The following is a 14,713-nucleotide window of genomic DNA, read 5'->3' on the forward strand; positions in this document are numbered from 1 at the left end:
GCATGACCCGCCTCGTCGTCGGCATCGACACGGGCGGAACCTACACGGACGCCGTGGTGGTGGACGCTGGCGCGCGGCGGGTGATCGCGAGCGCCAAGGCGCTGACCACCAAGGGCGACCTCGCGATCGGGGTCGGCGAGGCGCTGGACCGGGTGCTGATCGCGGCCGGGGAGGGGAGGCCGGGCGGGCTCAGGGGCGACGACATCGCGCTGGTGTCGCTCTCCACCACGCTGGCCACCAACGCGATCGTGGAGGGGCACGGCTCGCCGATCGCCGCCATCCTGATCGGCTTCGACGACGCGATGGCGGAGCGGACCGGGATCGTGGGGGCGCTGCCCGGGACGCGGATCGGCCGCATCGCGGGCGGGCACGACCATGGCGGCGGCGAGGCCGCGCGGCTCGACGTCACGGCGCTGGAAGCCTTCGTGCGCGAAACGGCTGGGCAGGTTGGGGCTTACGCTGTCGCGTCGCAATGGTCGGTGCGCAATCCCGGCCACGAGCGGCAGGCGCGCGAGATCGTGGAGCGCATCGCCGGCAAGCCCGCGACGCTCTCCAGCGAGCTCGCGCATGCGCTCGACGCGCCGCGCCGGGCGCTCACGGCGGCGCTGAATGCGCGCATCATCGGGGCCATCACGGCGCTGATCGGGGCCGTGCGCGCCGTCATGGCGCGGCACGCCATCGCGGCGCCGCTGATGGTCGTGAAGGGCGACGGCACGCTGGCGCCGGCCGAAAGCGTGGCGCTGCGTCCGATCGAGACCATCCTGTCGGGGCCGGCCGCGAGCGTGATCGGGGCGAAGTTCCTGTCCGGCCTGTCGGACTTCGTGATCGCGGACGTGGGTGGCACCACCACGGACGTCGCCGTGCTGGAGAATGGCTGGCCCAAGCTCGACCGCGAGGGCGCGCAGGTCGGCGGGCGGCGCACGCTGGTGCGCGCCATCGCGATGCGGACCTTCGGGCTCGGGGGCGACAGCGAGGTGCTGGTGGACGCGCGGAACCGAGTGACGCTAGCGCCCGGCAAGGTCGTGCCGCTGTCGCTGCTTGCGCACCGGCATCCGGAGATGCTGCGGCGGCTCGAAGCCCAACTCAACGATCCCGAAGGCGCGCCCTATGCGGGCAAGTTTTTGCTGCGGCCGTTCGGACAGGCGGGCGCGGACCTTGGCGAGAGCGCCGGGCGGGAGCGCGACATCCTGGCCTCGATTGCGAAGGGGCCGGCGCCGATGGGCGAAGTGATCCACGGGCCGCTGCAGCAAAAGGCGCTGGCGCGGCTGGTTGGCGCGGGACGGGTCGCGGTGGCAGGGTTCACGCCCAGCGACGCCGCGCATGTGCTGGGGCTGCAGGGGCAATGGTCGGCGGAGGGCGCGCGGCTCGGCGCGCTTGTTCTGGAGCGGCGGCTGCGGATGGCGGGGCCGCTCGGGCCGGCCGAGGCGGATGCGGCGGCCCGGCGCTTCGCCGCCGAGGTGTTCGACGCCACCGCGGCCAAGTCGGCGCGCGTGATCGTGGAGGCGCTGGCCAGCGAGCCATTGGAGGGCGACGCCGCCGGGCTTGTGGACGCGGTCGTGAGCGGGCAGGGGCGCTGGCGCAACCTGCGGGTCGCGATCGGGCCTGTCGCGCCCGTGGTGGCGGTGGGCGGGCCGGCGCCGGTGTTCTATCCCGAAGTGGGCCGGCGACTTGGGAGCGAGGTCGTGCTGCCCGCGCATGGCGACGTCGCCAACGCGGTGGGGGCGGCGGTCGGCGTCGTGAAGGCCCAGGCCGTGGTGGACATCTCGTCCTCCGGGGTCGGCGCCTACCGCATCCACGCGGAGGGCGAGCCCATCGCGATGAGTGACCCCGCGGAGGCTCTGGCGCGGGCCCGCGAGATCGCCGTGGAGGCGGCGCGCACCCGGGCGCTGGCGATGGGCGGATCAGCGCCGGAAATCGACGTCCATGTGGACCGGGTCGACCTGCCCGGCATGGAAGGCGACCGTGGGCTCGTGGCCGCGACGGTTGTGGCGGAGTGCTGGGGCACGCCGCTAGCGGAGTGACTTGCGGGCCGGCCAGCGCAAGCTAGGCTGACATGGGCGCGGCGCGCCGGAGGGGACACAGCATGGCGGCGACGCTCGATCGCATACCGACGATGATCCAGGGGGCGGGGGCGCTGGGCGAGATCGGCGCGCATGCGGCCGCCCTGGCCGGCCCGGGCGCGGCGGTGTTGCTGGTGGCGGATCCCGGCCTCAAGGCGTCCGGCATGGTGGACGAGGCGCTCGCGGCGCTGCGGGCCGCCGGGCTCGGGGCCGTGCTCTACGCGGACATCAAGAGCGACCCTACGCACGCGCAGGTCGACGCCGGGGCGGCGCTGGCGCGCGAGGCCGGCGCGCGCGCCGTTGTGGCGCTGGGCGGCGGCTCCGCGATGGACGCCGGCAAGCTGGTCGCCGCCGTGGCGGGCTCAACCGCGCCCGCCATGACGTATGCGCTGTGCGCCGCCGCGTTGCCGGCCGGGGCGCTGCCGGTGATCTGCGTTCCCACCACGTCGGGCACCGGCTCGGAAACCACCCGCGTCGCCATCGTGAGCGGGCCGGACGGCTCCAAGCAGTGGTTCTGGGGCGACGAGCTCAAGGCCGCCCGCATCGTGCTCGATCCGGTGCTGACGGTGGGCCTGCCGCCGCACCTCACGGCGGCCACCGGCATCGACGCGCTGGTGCACGCCATCGAGGCTTCCACCAACACGAACCGCAACGCCGCCAACGACGTCTACGCGCGTGCGGCGATCCGGCTCGCGGCCGCCAACCTCGAACGCGCCGTGACGCATCCGGGCGACCTCGAGGCCCGTGCCGCCATGCAGATCGCGGCGGCGTTCGGGGGCGTCGCGATCGACAACGCCGGCACGGCGATCGGGCACAATATCGGCCATGCGCTCGGCTCCCTGCGCCCCATCCACCATGGCCGCGCGGTGGGCTGCGCCATGGTGGCCACGCTGGCGTGGAACGTCCAGGGCGACGACGGGCCCTTCGCGGCAGTAGCGGCCGCGATGGGCGAGCGGGCGGACGCCGCGCGCGTGCCCGTTGCGTTCGAGCGGCTGATGCGGGCCACAGGCGTGCGGATTTCGCTGGCGGCCGAATGCGAGGGCGTCACGCCCGCGCAACTCGCCGCGCAGATGCGCAGGCCCGAGAACGAGGCCATGCGGCGCTCCAACCGCCGGGCGGTGACGGACGCCGACATCGACGCTTTCGCGGCGACCGTGCTGAGCCAGAGCTGAGGGCGTCATGAAGATCACCGGCATCGAGATCACGCAGCACCGGCTCGACTACGATCCGCCGTTTCACGCGAGCTGGGACACCAAGCCCCGCACGTCGTTCGACGCCACGGTGGTGCGCGTGCATACGGACGCGGGGATCACGGGCGTCGGCTCCGGCGACATGATGGTGGGCTTCGCCGGGCACGAGCACCTGTTCGTCGGGCAGGACCCGCTCGCGATCGAGCGCCACTACCGGGTGCTGGAGAACATCCAGTTCCATTATGGCCGCTGCTGGCCGCTGGACCTCGCGCTGTGGGACCTCGCCGGCAAGATCACGGGCCAGCCGGTCTACAAGCTGCTCGGCGGCCTCACCGACCGGGTGCGCGCCTACGCGTCGTCCGGCACGCTGCGCGATCCCGCCGCGCTGGCGGAGGCGGCCGAGGGCTACCTCGCGCAGGGCTTCCGGGCGCTGAAGATCCGCTTCCATCGGGGCGACTGGCGCAAGGACATCCGGGCGCTGGAAGCCGTGCGGGCGCGGGTGGGCGACCGGCTGGAGCTCATGGTGGACTGCAACCAGGGTTGGCGCATGCCGTGGGACACCTACCCGGCCTGGTCTCTGAAGGATGCGCTGCCGGTGGCGCGCGAGTTGGAGCGGCTCGGCGTGTACTGGATGGAGGAGCCGCTGCACCGGGCCGACCGCGAAGGCATGCGGCGCCTGCGCGAGATGACCAGCGTGCGCGTCGCGGGCGGCGAGATGACGCGCGAGCTCTACGAGTTCCGCGACCTCATCGCGGACGGGTGTCTCGACGTGCTGCAGCCCGACGCCGCGCTGGTAGGCGGCATCACGGGCCTGCGCCGCATCGCCGCCATGGCGCAGGCCGCGAACCTGGTGTTCACGCCGCACACCTGGACCAACGGCATGGGGGTGACGGCCAACGCCCACCTGGTTTGCGGGCTGACGGAGGGCGTGTACCTGGAATATCCGTTCGATCCGCCCGAGTGGGGGCTGGACCGCCGCGACTACATGATGGCCGAGCCGCTGCGCGTGGACGCGGACGGCTGGATCGTGATGTCGGACGCGCCGGGGCTGGGCTATGCGCCGGACGAGGACGGGCTCAAGGCGACGCGGGTGGGGTGAGGGGGAGCTGCCCCTCATCCGGCCCTTCGGGCCACCTTCTCCCCGTGCCGGGGCGAAGGGCGCGCCCGGCGGTGAGCCTCGCCGCGCCCCCTCTCCCTGGAACAGGGAGAGGGCTGGGGTGAGGGTTGCAGCCTCAAACGCAAAACGGCCGCCCAGGGCGGCCGTTCAGCTCGTTTCTGCGCGGCGGTTCACGCCGAGAGCGCGATGCGCACTTTCGCCTGGGCGGGGATGTCGACCTCGACCTCCAGGGTCGAGATGGCGTCGCCGCGTTCCATTTTCACCCGCACGTGCTCGGGCTCCACCTGCACGTGCTTGGCGATCACGGCGAGGATCTCCTCGCGGAGAACCCCCACCAGGTCGTTCTGGCCCACCATGGCGCGCTCGTGCGCGAGGAGGATCTGCAGGCGGTCCCGCGCAACCGGCGCCGAGGTGCGGCGGTTGAAGAAGTTCAGGATGCTCATGCAGCCTTCCTTCCGAACAGCTTGCCGAAGAGGCTCCGGCGGTTCTGCGGCACCATCATGGTGATGCTCTCGCCGTTCAGCCGCTTGGCCGCATCCGCGTAGGCGCGGGCCGGAGTGCTGGCCGGGTTGGAGAGGGTGACGGGCGTGCCCAGGTTGGAGGCGCGCAGCACCTCTTCGCTCTCCGGGATTATGCCGAGCAGCGGGATCGACAGGATCTCGAGGACGTCGTCGACCTTCAGCATCTCGCCACGCTCGGCGCGGCCGGTGTCGTAGCGGGTGAGAAGCAGGTGCTTCTCCATGCGCTCGCCGCGCTCGGCCTTCAGCGTCTTGGAGTCGAGCAGGCCGATGATGCGGTCGCTGTCGCGGACCGAGGAGACTTCCGGATTGGTCACCACCACGGCCACGTCGGCGTGCCGCATGGCGAGCCAGGCGCCGCGCTCGATGCCGGCCGGGCTGTCGCAGATCACCCAGTCGAACTTGGCGCGCAGCTCTTCCATCACCTTGGCGACGCCTTCCTCGGTCAGCGCGTCCTTGTCACGCGTCTGGGAGGCGGGCAGCAGGTGAAGGGTGTCGAGCCGCTTGTCGCGGATCAGCGCCTGCGAGAGCTTGGCGTCACCCTGCGTCACGTTGATGAGGTCGTAGACGACCCGGCGCTCGGCGCCCATCACGAGATCCAGATTGCGCAAGCCGACATCGAAGTCGACCACGACGACGCTCTGCCCGCTCTGCGCCAGCGCGGCGCCGAGAGCGGCCGTGGAGGTGGTCTTTCCCACGCCCCCCTTGCCCGAAGTCACGACCAAGACCTTGGCCATTTCCGTTCGTCCTCCTCGACTCAAACCCGGTTCGTCGGCTTCAGCCGTCGGGCGGTTGGTTGCAGTTAGGGTCAGTTCATCGCCGCCATGATGATGGCGTCGCCTTCGAGCCAGGCCTGAACGGCGTGGCTGCGGAGTTCTGGCCTCATGCTGTCGGCGGTCTTGTAGAGCCCGTCGATGGCCATGAGTTCGGCTTCGAATTTGCGGCAGAAGATGCGCGCCTTGGCGTCGCCGGTGGTGCCCGCGATGGCGCGGCCGCGCAGCGTTCCATAAACGTGGATCGAGCCTCCCGCGACGATCTCGGCCCCGGAGCCGACCGATCCGGTGACGATCACGTCGCCTTCCGGATGAATAATGACTTGGCCGGAGCGCACCGCGCCGTCGATCACGAGCGGGTCGTTGCTCTTGCGCGGCGGGGCCGGCGGCAGGGACACCGCGGCCTGCGCGTCGAGCACGTCCGCCACGGCCTTTTCGCGACCGCCGCTCAGCGACGGCGGCAGGCCGAGGCCGCACGTGCCCGGATCCGAGCCCTCGATGCCCATGATTCGAACGGTGCGCTCGTTCAGGTCGCTGACGAGCTTGGCCAGGGCCGCCTTGTCCAGCTCGAGGCCGGTGACATCCAGAACGACGGGCCGACCAACGAAGAAGCCGGGCGACTCCGCCGCCCAGGCGTCGAATTGCTCGAGCCAACCTTCGACGGGCGCTTCCGGCGCGAGAACGAGCGCCAGAAAGGAGCGGCCACGGAAGCGGATCGAAGTGCGGGGGGGCGCTGTGATCGTCACGGTTAAGATTCCCTTTCCGTATGATCTGAGCGCCGGATGGTTAACGCGGGGTTAAGAGCCTGCGTCCTGCGAGAGATCTTGTTTACGGGTGTGGGAGCATCGTCTCACGACCGGCGGTAGGTCTCACGCCGGTGCGGCTGGCACGCGCGATGCATCGCCCCAGGCGTCACTGCGGAAGGGAGCTTCCCCATGCTCAAGGACGTCGATCTCGCCTGGTCTCTCGAATTCCGGTTCCTGCACAGCCGCCAAACGCGCCTGCTTCGGACGGTACGGGACGCCGTGGAGTTGCTCTCGGCCCTGAACGAGGCGGAGCGGCGAAGCCTGCATTGGATGGCGACGGCGGGCGCGGTTTCTCGCGCGCTCGGCCTGCGGCACGCCAAAGCGGTGCAGATCGCCACCGAGATGATCGAGAACGCTCTGGTGGTCGAAGGCTGGCTCCAGGTCGCCGAAACGCCCCAACTGGCGCATGGGTGATCGCCGTGCGCCCATCGAAGCGGCGTCACTGCGGAGAATCTGACGTCAGCCTGCGCCGGGATCTGATTCGTTCGCGGTGTTCTCGGGCAGCGTGCCGGCGCCTGGCGTCTTCTCGTTATCGGTAAGAGACGGCTTGGCGTGCGGTCCCGCCGGAGAAACGACCCTGCCATCTTCCCGGGCCTGCTCGTCGGCTTTGCGGGAGCCGTCTGGCCTGTCGGCCTGACGCTGCGCGGGAAAGGCTTCCGCGCCCTTGGGCGCATCGTTCTGTGCAGCCATGATGGCCTCCTCGGGAGGGCAACGGGTTTGCGAGGTCGTCGGTTCCCAGATGCCGGCTTGATCATTGCCGTTTGTCGCCTGCTAAGATTTCGGCACGTTAACCGGACGTTCAACCTAAGCGCGCATATACAACCTGTGGATGCAGGAACGAGAGAATGGCCTCGCGCGCTGACGCTCAATCGCCGACCATGCCAAGCTTCAGCTTGGCCGAGAGAGCTGGCACCGTTCTGGTCGTCGACGATAGCGCAACGATGCGCACCGTCGTCCGCCGGATCCTGCGGCAGCTGGAGGTCGAGAACGTGCTCGACGCTCCCGACGCGACCAGCGCGTTCAAGATCATGAACGAACGCGCCTTCGGCATCGTGATCTGCGACGTGCAGATGGAGCCGCATAGCGGGTTCCACCTTCTACGTGCGGTTCGCGATACGCTGGAGATCGCCGAGACCCCGTTCATCATGATGACGGCGAGCCTCGACGCCAAAAACGTCGACATCGCCCGCCATCGCGGGGCGGACGCCTACATCCTGAAACCCTTCAGCGCCGACGCTTTGCGTCGCAAGATGGAGGAGGTTCTGCCGATGGGCTGCCACGTGGACGCTCCCGAGATTATCGCGATCGAGCCGCAGACGGTCGACCGCCGGGTTCGGACGTTCACGGGCTCGCGCTGAGGCAGACCGCCGCATGCCACGCGTTGACCTGGCGGCTTTGCCCGGCCGGATAGCGTGATCCCGTCGCCCTGCTGATGCGATGCGCTGACGTTCGGTGCATGATCCTGTTTCCAACAGGAGTTCGCCGAATGGATATTCGTCCCGCAGGTTCCGTCCCCACCAAGCGCGCGCCAGCCGACGCCTTCACGGGCGTGGTCTGGCAAGATCCCGTGATCGAAGCTCCTGCACCGGCTCGCATTCGCGCCGCCCGGGTGTCGTTCGAGCCCGGAGCGCGCACGGCTTGGCACACACACCCGCTGGGCCAGACGCTGCACGTGCTGTCGGGCGTCGGCCGCGCGCAGGTCTGGGGCGGGCCCGTCCGCGAGATCAGGGCCGGGGACACGGTCTGGATTCCGCCGGGCGAAAAGCACTGGCACGGGGCCGCGCCGTCCACCGAAATGGTGCATCTGGCCATGCAGGAGGCGCTCGACGGCGTCCACGTGGACTGGCTCGAGCAGGTGACAGACGCGGACTACGCGCAGGCCCCCTCGGCCTGACGATCAACGCTCGCCGCGGCTCGCCAGCGTCCAACGGCGCTTGTAGCCGCGGCTGCCGAGGTCGACGTGAGCGCTTTCGGCTTCGGCGGCGGGCAACTCGTCCATCAGCGACACTGAATCATCAAATAAAGCGAGTTCTTCCTGGACGTAACGTACTGCGTCATCCGCAGTGTCGGCCACTGACAAGTGGTATGTAACGACAGGCGATTGCGCTCCCGAAAGCGACGCCCGGATGATGAATGCCTTCAAGTCGAGCTCCGTGACTGTGCGTGTGGATAAGTCCAGCCGATATACTAGTAACCTAGATACTTTTCAATTTAAGGTTGAAAATAGTTCAATAGGAAAGTAGAAGTATGGTGTGGCTTGGATCCAGGCAGAGACCTGCGCTTGGCAGGTTTTTCACAGGATCCGTTTCGCAAACGACACATGGGGGGGCCATGATCGCGTGCAAACCTGACGACGTCAAAGTCGTCGCAACCGTAATAGCGAATACAATTCCAGAGGCCTTCGCGGGATTTGGCGCTTATCCGGGCGATATGCAGTTCGATATCGATACGGACTTCTCGGAGCGCGAAAGGCATAGTTTTATCGCGCTTGCGGCCCGGATCGTCGACGCGCTCGCGCATGCCAGCGTGTCCGTTCGGCAGGCGGAGTCCGCCGAAGCCGTCGTCTAGTCGGTCGTCGTCGAGTAGGTCGCGGCGGCCGTCTCCAGGCCGAAGTCGTCCGTATGCACGGTCACGCCGCGTTCGCCGAGCAGCAGAATGCCGTAGGCGCCCGGCTCGTCGACAGACAACGACGTGTCGCCCGCGTTCAGCACCATGGGCTGCTGGTGAACGGGGCTCTTGAACACCGCGAAGGGCAGGCCGTCATGGACGCCCGAGATCGTGCGATGCACGTGGCCGGCGACCACCAGGCGCACATTCCCGGCGCGGGCCGCGAGGGCGTGAAACGCGTCTCCATTGTCGAGCGCAATGGCGTCCATTCCGGCGAAACCGGTCGGGTGCGGCGGATGATGCATGAACACGATGGCGGGCGCGCGGTCGGCCAGCGCTTCGCCGAGCCAGGCGAGCCGGCGCGCGCACAGGGTTCCGGCCGGGCTTCGCTCCTTGACGGTGTCGAGCATCACGAGGCGATAGCCGCCCACCGTCGCGACATGCTGCGCGAAGCCGTCGGGGTCGCGCGGCGCATCCGGGAAAGCGGCAAAGAACGCGTCCCGATCGTCGTGATTGCCGAGCATAACGCTGCAGGGGACCACCAGTCTCCCCAGCAACTCACGGACCCGTTCGTATGATGCCGCGTCGCCCCGATGCGTGAGGTCGCCGGTGACGATCACACGCTCGGCGTCCGGGTGGTGGGCGTTGATGTGCGCGATGGCTGCCGCGACCCGCTGGAAGGGATCGAGCCCGATGATCCGGCCACCCTCGGGGAGGAGGTGCAGATCGGTGAGGACGATCACTTTCGACGGGGCGGTCATGCGGCGTCTGCCTTGCGGATCCGGGTCAACGTGAAGAGCTCGAGCGGTGGGAGGGCGCGGCGCTCGGCCAGCGTCATGTCCGGCCGGGCGTCGATCCAGTCGCCGATCACCGCGAATGGGAACTCCGGCCGCCAGCCCAGGCGCGCGCCGTGGCGCCCGAGCCAGGCTTCCGCGCGGGCGCGCAGGCCCCTGTCAGCGCCGACATGGTTGACCAGCACGATCTCGCCGCCGGGCTTCAGCACGCGGGCGAGTTCATCCAGCGTGGCCTTCGGATCGGGGACCACCGTCATCACGTAGGGGGCCACCACGGCGTCGAAGCAGCCGTCCGGGAAGGCGAGGCGGGTCGCGTCCATGACGCACAGGCCCGCCACGTTGCCGAGCCGGTCACGGCCGACGCGCTCCTGCGCCTTGCGGAGCATGGGCTCGGAGAGGTCGACGCCGACGATCCGGGTCTGACCGCTCCACATCGGGAGTTCGAGCCCGGTGCCGACCCCCACGTCGAGAATCAATCCGCCGGGCCGCTCGGAGGCCGCCACGGCGGCGCGCCGGCCGGGCGCCATCACAGCCGTGAAGGCGAGATCGTAGACCGGCGCCCAGCGCGCATAGGCGGCCTCGACCGCCTTGTTGTCGAGCTCACCCAATTCAGCGGCTCGCGTAGGCCAGGGGACGGTCGACGGCCTCGAAAGCCTGGTCGGGCCGGGCCGCGCTGATTACGCCGCCGCCCAGCACCCGGGCGCAGGGCTCGGCGCTGTCATAGAACACGCAGGCCTGGCCGGGCGAGACGCCGTATTCGCCAACGAAAAGCTCGACCTCGAGCGCGCCGTCGCGCGCGCGCAGCAGCGCGGCCTGCGGCGCCCGGGTGGAGCGGACCCGCACGGCGATCTCGAGCCCTTCAGCCGGGATCGCGTCCACGGGCATGTCGCCGAGCCAGTTCACCTCGCGCAGGCGCACTGCGTGCGTGGCGAGCGCCTCGCGCGGGCCGACCACGACGCGCGCGCGCTCGGCGTCAAGCCGGACCACGTAGAGCGGCTCGCCGGCGGCGACGCCGAGGCCCCGGCGCTGCCCGATCGTGTAACGGATCACGCCCTCATGGGAGCCGAGCACCCGGCCGTCCACATGCACGATCTCGCCCGGCGCGGAGGCTTCGGGCTTCAGCTTCTCGATCACGTCCGTGTAGCGGCCCGTCGGCACGAAGCAGATGTCCTGGCTGTCGTGCTTGTCGGCGACCGAGAGGCCGAACTCCCTGGCCAGCTCGCGCACCTGCGGCTTCTCCATGCCGCCCAGCGGGAATCTTAGCAGCGAGAGCTGCTCAGGCGTGGTGGCGTAGAGGAAGTAGCTCTGGTCCCGATCCGGGTCCACGGCGCGGAACAGGCCACGGCGGCCGTCCGGCAGGCGCTGGCTCGCCACGTAGTGGCCGGTGGCGAGCGCCTGCGCGCCGAGCTCGCGGGCGGTGTCGAGCAAGTCGCGGAACTTGATCTTGCGGTTGCACTCGATGCAAGGCACCGGGGTCTCGCCCGCGAGGTAGCTCTCCACGAAGCGGTCGATCACTTCGTGACGAAACCGGCTTTCGTAATCGAGCACGTAATGCGGAATATCGAGCCGCTCGGCGACGCGGCGGGCGTCGTGGATGTCCTGGCCTGCGCAGCAGGAGCCAGCGCGGTGAACGGCGTCGCCGTGGTCGTAAAGCTGCAGCGTCACGCCCACAACATCGTAGCCCTCGCGCTTCAGCTGCGCGGCCACGACGGATGAATCGACGCCGCCCGACATGGCGACGACGACCCGCGTGTCTTCCGGGCGTCCCGGAAGATCGAGGCTGTTGAGCATGTGCCGTCCTGCGTTGAGGGCCGGGGGGGAACCCGGCTGTGTGCTCTCATTCTACAGGGAGGCGCGGCATGGAACCAGCCTGCCGGGTGAACTCGGCAGAATCTGCCGTCACGGCAAGGATGACCGCGCCGCCGCGTCGTCCCGGAACGCTCAAGTGTAGGCGAACACTGGCGAATTCAAGGCGACGCCGGTGGCGCGCGCTTTGCAGGATGGGCAGCTGGATCAACAAGCGCGTGTGGCATGTCCGTTTCGTCGCCTACTTCCTCGCTCTTCAAGACGCCTCAGGCTCCGCCGAGCCCGACGACGCGTCGCCCTGCGTCTGACGCCGATGACTTCGGCTCCACGCTCGCGAAGGCTCCACACGAGCGCGATCGACGCGCAGACGCTCCGGTCCCGCCCCGGGTTGAGCGAGGGCGGCCGGATGCGGCCAGGGAAAGCCGGGCGACCTCCGAACGCGACAAGCCCACTCCGACCAGCGCCGATGCGAGGCGCGAGGCCCCGAAGAAGGCCGATGCTCCCCGCGGCAAGGACCAAGCGGACAATGATGCTCCCGCGACCGCGCGTGATGATCGGGAGCCCGGCGCGTCCCGGACGGCGAAGGCCGACACGCTCGACAGCACGGCGCGTGCCGAACGTGATGCGCCCGCCGACAAGGCGCGGGCTGAAGACGACCTGATCGCGGCCGAGAAGGAAGAGCCATCAAAGGCCACGACGAAAGAGATGGACGTGGCGCCAGCGGCTTTCTCGGAACAGCCGCAGCCCGCTCCCCAATCGCCGGAAGTTGCAGCCTATAGCGGCGTATCCCCGCCGGCAGAACCCAGCCAGGATGCTCCGGCCGCGGGACCATCCCAGGACGTCGTCGTCGCGCAGCCGACCGTGACCAACCAGGTCCAGCTCGCCGGCGGCTCGCGGGCTGCCGACACGACGGTCGGCATGGTTTCGGGCGGACCCGGACGCAAAACGGCGGCCAGCAGCGCCGCGCCGGGAGAAGCCAAGCCCACCGCCAAGGGAGAGGCCGACGCTGAAGCGGCGGACGACGGCGTCACGCCGCCGCCAGCTCCGGCCGCTCCGGCTTCCGGCCAATCTTTGGCTTCGGCCGAAGCGCCGGGCCAGGCTGCATCGGGCGCCAAGCCCCAAGCGGACGTTTCCTGGACGCAGATCGGCGCCGGACTGCCGGCCGCGTTGCGCGATCCGGCGGTTCAGGCGCCCCCGGTCGGAACTGCGCAGGCGGCGGCCCCCGTCGCGCCCGTCGAAACGGCGGCTGTCCATGGCGGGCATGCGGCGGCGTTCGAGACAGTTCGCGAAGCGGCCAAGCGGACTGACAAGATCGAGGCGGCGGCGCCTGGCGAAACATTCCACGCCATGGTGTTCGATGCCGCCCAGATGGGCTCGGCAGGGCGCGCCGCGGCGCATGGCGCCCCGCAGGACGTCGCTCAACCGGGCGCCGACCTTCGCGCCGCGCAGCAGGCGCCGGCCGTTCCGGTCTCGGCCGTGCCGATCGAGATCGGCATGCGGGCGCTGGCCGGCGCGCAGAGCTTCCAGATCCGGCTCCATCCCGAGGAATACGGGCGCGTCGACGTGAAGCTCGACATCAGTGACGACGGCTCCGTCTCGGCGCAGATCTCGACTGATCGGGTCGAGGCGCTCACGATGCTGCAGCGCGACGCCAAGACGCTCGAGCGCGCCTTCGAGCAGGCCGGGCTGAAGACCAACGAGAACAGCCTTCAGTTCTCGCTGAACAACAGCGGCGGCGATAACGCCGCACGAGACCAGCCCGGACGCGAGCAGCAGCACCAGCATCGGCGCTCGCCCGGTTCGCCGACCCCTGAACCCAAGGCCATCCCGGCCGATCTCGCGGCGGCGCTGCGGTCCATCAGGACCGGTGCGACCGGCCTCGACATCCAGATCTGACCACCCCGGAGACGCAGATGAGCACCGTGGGATCAACCACCTCGTCCACAACCGGCGCGGCGAAAGCGGCGGGATCGACGGATCGCAGCACGCTGGCGAGCAACTTCGACCAGTTCCTCCTGCTGCTGACGACGCAGCTGAAGAACCAGAACCCGCTCGACCCGCTCGACACCAACCAGTTCACCCAGCAGCTCGTGCAGTTCGCGTCGGTTGAACAGCAGATCAAGACCAACACGCAGTTGACCAGCCTGCTCTCGGCCACGCAGGCGAGCACGGCCACCAGCGCGGCGACGTTCCTCGGGGCCACGATCACGGCCGACGGCGCCACGACGGCGCTGAAGAACGGCAAAGCAACGTGGTCGCTGGATGCGGCGCGGTCGGCGCAGTCCACCATCACGATCAAGAACAGCAGCGGACAGGTGGTCTACACGGGCTCGCGCAGCTTGAGCGCCGGCGCGCAGGACTTCACCTGGGATGGCAAGGACATGTCCGGCCAGCAGCAACCGGCTGGCGACTACACGATCTCGGTGGCCGCGCAGGACTCCTCCAACACGGGCGTCAACGTCAAGACGCAGGTCGCTGGCGTGGTGGACGGAGTCGATTTCACGGGCACGACCCCGGTGCTCAAGATCGGCAACATCTCGGTTGCGGTCGACAAGGTTTTGACCCTGCGCCGCACAGCCGCTTGAAGGGCTTGACCCGTGGAAAAACTACAGGTTGCGCTTAGGCAAATCTTAAGTGAGACGGCTCTATCTTCCTTCCAGACACTGGTCAGTCGGGTTGTGTTGTGTGAGCGTAAAATGACCGAAACCTACCGCCCGAGGGCGAAATACGTAATCGGACCGGACGGAAGCCCGCTGACGATTGCGGATCTTCCGCCCTCCAACACGAGACGCTGGGTGATCCGGCGCAAAGCCGAGGTGGTCGCCGCTGTTCGCGGCGGGCTTCTCAGCCTTGAGGAAGCGTGTACGCGCTACACCCTCACCGTGGAGGAGTTCCTGTCCTGGCAGGCGTCCATCGACGAGCATGGGCTTGCGGGTCTTCGGACCACCCGAATCCAGCAATATCGTCACTGACCGTCTTCGCATCGATCTCGAAAAGCGCTGGCCTCCGCCGGCGCTTTTTGCATTCCGGCGATGCTCAAGC

General features: G+C 69.2%; 18 protein-coding genes. 10 read left to right on the forward strand and 8 right to left on the reverse strand.

Annotated features, from left to right (window positions below):
• Positions 1-2 precede the first annotated feature (2 nt).
• The 3 genes from AC1DSZ_RS07890 (at position 3) to AC1DSZ_RS07900 (ending at position 4,349) form a co-directional block, all read left to right on the forward strand.
• Positions 3-2,021 carry a hydantoinase/oxoprolinase N-terminal domain-containing protein gene (locus tag AC1DSZ_RS07890; RefSeq protein WP_476837838.1) on the forward strand — a complete coding sequence of 673 codons (2,019 nt, stop codon included), beginning with the start codon at positions 3-5 and terminating at the stop codon, positions 2,019-2,021.
• Between the two features lie 62 nt (positions 2,022-2,083).
• Positions 2,084-3,232 (forward strand): iron-containing alcohol dehydrogenase, encoded by a 1,149-nt coding sequence (locus AC1DSZ_RS07895; protein WP_476837839.1) that lies wholly within the window; start codon positions 2,084-2,086, stop codon positions 3,230-3,232.
• Between the two features lie 7 nt (positions 3,233-3,239).
• On the forward strand, positions 3,240-4,349 hold the full coding sequence (locus AC1DSZ_RS07900; protein WP_476837840.1) for a mandelate racemase/muconate lactonizing enzyme family protein: 1,110 nt from the start codon (positions 3,240-3,242) through the stop codon (positions 4,347-4,349).
• A 188-nt stretch (positions 4,350-4,537) separates the two neighbouring features.
• On the opposite strand, the gene minE is transcribed toward AC1DSZ_RS07900, so the two are convergent.
• The 3 genes from minE to minC all read right to left on the reverse strand — a co-directional run bounded on the left by minE (position 4,538) and on the right by minC (position 6,404).
• Entirely contained in the window at positions 4,538-4,810 is a 273-nt protein-coding gene (minE, locus tag AC1DSZ_RS07905) for a cell division topological specificity factor MinE (RefSeq protein ID WP_476837841.1), read from the reverse strand.
• The gene (gene minD, locus AC1DSZ_RS07910; RefSeq protein ID WP_476837842.1) at positions 4,807-5,622 is read right to left on the reverse strand and encodes a septum site-determining protein MinD; all 816 of its coding nucleotides are present in this window, start codon (positions 5,620-5,622) and stop codon (positions 4,807-4,809) included. The genes minE and minD overlap by 4 nt, the downstream gene beginning before the upstream one ends.
• A gap of 71 nt (positions 5,623-5,693) precedes the next feature.
• On the reverse strand, positions 5,694-6,404 hold the full coding sequence (gene minC / locus AC1DSZ_RS07915) for a septum site-determining protein MinC (protein WP_476837843.1): 711 nt from the start codon (positions 6,402-6,404) through the stop codon (positions 5,694-5,696).
• 189 nt (positions 6,405-6,593) lie between these two features.
• Between minC and AC1DSZ_RS07920 the strand changes: the two genes are divergently transcribed.
• The gene (locus tag AC1DSZ_RS07920; protein ID WP_476837844.1) at positions 6,594-6,878 is read left to right on the forward strand and encodes a hypothetical protein; all 285 of its coding nucleotides are present in this window, start codon (positions 6,594-6,596) and stop codon (positions 6,876-6,878) included.
• A gap of 45 nt (positions 6,879-6,923) precedes the next feature.
• Here the strand turns inward: AC1DSZ_RS07920 and AC1DSZ_RS07925 are convergent, their stop codons facing one another.
• Positions 6,924-7,154, reverse strand: coding sequence for a hypothetical protein (locus AC1DSZ_RS07925; RefSeq protein ID WP_476837845.1), 231 nt, complete (start codon positions 7,152-7,154; stop codon positions 6,924-6,926).
• Between the two features lie 188 nt (positions 7,155-7,342).
• Between AC1DSZ_RS07925 and AC1DSZ_RS07930 the strand changes: the two genes are divergently transcribed.
• Together AC1DSZ_RS07930 and AC1DSZ_RS07935 are read left to right on the forward strand one after the other, a co-directional pair.
• The gene (locus tag AC1DSZ_RS07930) at positions 7,343-7,822 is read left to right on the forward strand and encodes a response regulator (RefSeq protein WP_476838154.1); all 480 of its coding nucleotides are present in this window, start codon (positions 7,343-7,345) and stop codon (positions 7,820-7,822) included.
• A gap of 128 nt (positions 7,823-7,950) precedes the next feature.
• Positions 7,951-8,358: a (R)-mandelonitrile lyase gene (locus AC1DSZ_RS07935; RefSeq protein WP_476837846.1), complete on the forward strand. Its 408-nt coding sequence runs from the start codon at positions 7,951-7,953 to the stop codon at positions 8,356-8,358.
• 3 nt (positions 8,359-8,361) lie between these two features.
• On the opposite strand, the gene AC1DSZ_RS07940 is transcribed toward AC1DSZ_RS07935, so the two are convergent.
• Entirely contained in the window at positions 8,362-8,607 is a 246-nt protein-coding gene (locus AC1DSZ_RS07940) for a hypothetical protein (RefSeq protein WP_476837847.1), read from the reverse strand.
• 188 nt (positions 8,608-8,795) lie between these two features.
• Between AC1DSZ_RS07940 and AC1DSZ_RS07945 the strand changes: the two genes are divergently transcribed.
• Positions 8,796-9,032 carry a hypothetical protein gene (locus AC1DSZ_RS07945; protein WP_476837848.1) on the forward strand — a complete coding sequence of 79 codons (237 nt, stop codon included), beginning with the start codon at positions 8,796-8,798 and terminating at the stop codon, positions 9,030-9,032.
• On the opposite strand, the gene spdA is transcribed toward AC1DSZ_RS07945, so the two are convergent.
• From spdA to mnmA, 3 genes are read right to left on the reverse strand one after another with little or no spacing between them, the layout of a single operon-like run.
• Positions 9,029-9,832, reverse strand: a complete 804-nt coding sequence (gene spdA, locus AC1DSZ_RS07950) for a 2', 3'cyclic nucleotide phosphodiesterase SpdA (protein ID WP_476837849.1) — start codon at positions 9,830-9,832, stop codon at positions 9,029-9,031. The two genes, AC1DSZ_RS07945 and spdA, sit on opposite strands and share 4 nt — an antisense overlap.
• Positions 9,829-10,473 carry a class I SAM-dependent methyltransferase gene (locus AC1DSZ_RS07955; RefSeq protein WP_476837850.1) on the reverse strand — a complete coding sequence of 215 codons (645 nt, stop codon included), beginning with the start codon at positions 10,471-10,473 and terminating at the stop codon, positions 9,829-9,831. Before AC1DSZ_RS07955 ends, spdA begins: the two co-directional genes overlap by 4 nt.
• Position 10,474: 1 nt before the next feature.
• Positions 10,475-11,656 (reverse strand): tRNA 2-thiouridine(34) synthase MnmA, encoded by a 1,182-nt coding sequence (gene mnmA, locus AC1DSZ_RS07960; RefSeq protein ID WP_476837851.1) that lies wholly within the window; start codon positions 11,654-11,656, stop codon positions 10,475-10,477.
• A gap of 726 nt (positions 11,657-12,382) precedes the next feature.
• Between mnmA and AC1DSZ_RS07965 the strand changes: the two genes are divergently transcribed.
• The 3 genes from AC1DSZ_RS07965 (at position 12,383) to sciP (ending at position 14,643) form a co-directional block, all read left to right on the forward strand.
• Positions 12,383-13,567, forward strand: coding sequence for a flagellar hook-length control protein FliK (locus tag AC1DSZ_RS07965; RefSeq protein ID WP_476837852.1), 1,185 nt, complete (start codon positions 12,383-12,385; stop codon positions 13,565-13,567).
• Positions 13,568-13,584: 17 nt separating this feature from the next.
• A complete protein-coding gene (locus AC1DSZ_RS07970) occupies positions 13,585-14,256 on the forward strand; it encodes a flagellar hook assembly protein FlgD (protein ID WP_476837853.1) in 672 nt (223 codons plus the stop codon).
• Positions 14,257-14,367: 111 nt separating this feature from the next.
• The gene (gene sciP, locus AC1DSZ_RS07975) at positions 14,368-14,643 is read left to right on the forward strand and encodes a CtrA inhibitor SciP (RefSeq protein ID WP_188519295.1); all 276 of its coding nucleotides are present in this window, start codon (positions 14,368-14,370) and stop codon (positions 14,641-14,643) included.
• Positions 14,644-14,713 lie beyond the last annotated feature (70 nt).

It is taken from the genome of Alsobacter sp. P4_H11 (assembly GCF_056400925.1).